This is a genomic window from Cysteiniphilum halobium (assembly GCF_003574425.1).
GTDB classification, from domain to species: Bacteria; Pseudomonadota; Gammaproteobacteria; order Francisellales; family Francisellaceae; genus Caedibacter; species Caedibacter halobius.
On record NZ_QLIU01000086.1, the window covers coordinates 1 to 1,887 of the forward strand.

Annotated in this window: 1 rRNA gene; it reads left to right on the forward strand. The window is 48.5% G+C overall.

Annotated elements, in window-relative coordinates:
* The first annotated feature begins 1 nt into the window (after position 1).
* Positions 2-1,649: ribosomal RNA gene (locus tag DNK85_RS10860) — 16S ribosomal RNA — on the forward strand.
* Positions 1,650-1,887: the final 238 nt, after the last annotated feature.

Consider the following 1,887-nt stretch of genomic DNA (forward strand, 5'->3'; position numbering starts at 1 on the left):
TAAACTGAAGAGTTTGATCCTGGCTCAGATTGAACGCTGGTGGTATGCTTAACACATGCAAGTCGAACGGGTTTGGAAGACAGAAAACAGCAGACAGAAGACGGTAATTTTGAGTGCGGTGATGTGCACGGATTATTTTAAATTTAAAATAATCATCGCGAAGCGATACAAATGATCTGTCCTCCGTCTTCAGTCCTCTGTTTTCCGGCTAGTGGCGGACGGGTGAGTAACGCGTAGGAATCTGCCGTACAGAGGGGGACAACAGTTGGAAACGGCTGCTAATACCGCATGACACCTTCGGGTCAAAGGTTGCTTAGGCAGTCGCTGTACGATGAGCCTGCGTTGGATTAGCTAGTTGGTTGGGTAAAGGCTGACCAAGGCGATGATCCATAGCTGTTCTGAGAGGAAGATCAGCCACACTGGGACTGAGACACGGCCCAGACTCCTACGGGAGGCAGCAGTGGGGAATATTGGACAATGGGGGCAACCCTGATCCAGCAATACCACGTGTGTGAAGAAGGCCTTAGGGTTGTAAAGCACTTTAGTTCGTGAGGAAGGTTATCATGTTAAGAGCTAGATAATTTGACGTTAGCGAAAGAATAAGCACCGGCTAACTCCGTGCCAGCAGCCGCGGTAATACGGAGGGTGCGAGCGTTAATCGGAATTACTGGGCGTAAAGGGTTCGTAGGTGGTTAGATAAGTCAGATGTGAAATACCTGGGCTCAACCTGGGAGGTGCATTTGATACTGTTTGACTAGAGTTCACTAGAGGATTGGGGAATTTCCGGTGTAGCGGTGAAATGCGTAGAGATCGGAAGGAACATCAATGGCGAAGGCAACAATCTGGGGTTGAACTGACACTGAGGGACGAAAGCGTGGGTAGCAAACAGGATTAGATACCCTGGTAGTCCACGCTGTAAACGATGAGTACTAGCTGTTGGATCTGGTGTAAAAGATTTAGTGGCGCAGCTAACGCGATAAGTACTCCGCCTGGGGACTACGGCCGCAAGGTTAAAACTCAAAGGAATTGACGGGGACCCGCACAAGCGGTGGAGCATGTGGTTTAATTCGATGCAACGCGAAGAACCTTACCTGCCCTTGACATCCATAGGAGATCTGAGAGATTGGATTGTGCCTTCGGGAACTATGAGACAGGTGCTGCATGGCTGTCGTCAGCTCGTGTTGTGAAATGTTGGGTTAAGTCCCGCAACGAGCGCAACCCTTATTTTTAGTTGCCATCATTAAGTTGGGCACTCTAGAGAGACTGCCGCTGATAAGGCGGAGGAAGGTGGGGACGACGTCAAGTCATCATGGCCCTTACGGGCAGGGCTACACACGTGCTACAATGGGCATTACAGAGGGAAGCGAAGGTGCGAGCTGGAGCGAAACTTTAGAAAGGTGTTCGTAGTCCGGATTGCTCTCTGCAACTCGAGAGCATGAAGTCGGAATCGCTAGTAATCGCGGATCAGCATGCCGCGGTGAATACGTTCCCGGGTCTTGTACACACCGCCCGTCACACCATGGGAGTGGGTTGCAAAAGAAGTAGATAGTCTAACCGCAAGGAGGACGTTTACCACTTTGTGATTCATGACTGGGGTGAAGTCGTAACAAGGTAGCCGTAGGGGAACCTGCGGCTGGATCACCTCCTTAAAGGTACTTAGGTACAAAAATATTAAGAGAATAGCGAGAAGTATTTAAGTGTTTACAATTGATGTTTTTTAGTCCAGAGGACGGAAGACAGATGGCAGAAGAGGGTATTTGAGTGCAGCAAGCTGCACAGATTGTTTTTTTATTTTATTGTTTGACATAAAGGTGTTGATAGTGAAATTAAAAATAAATCATCACGAAGTGATTCGACTACTGTTCTCTGTCCTCAGTTTTCCGTCTT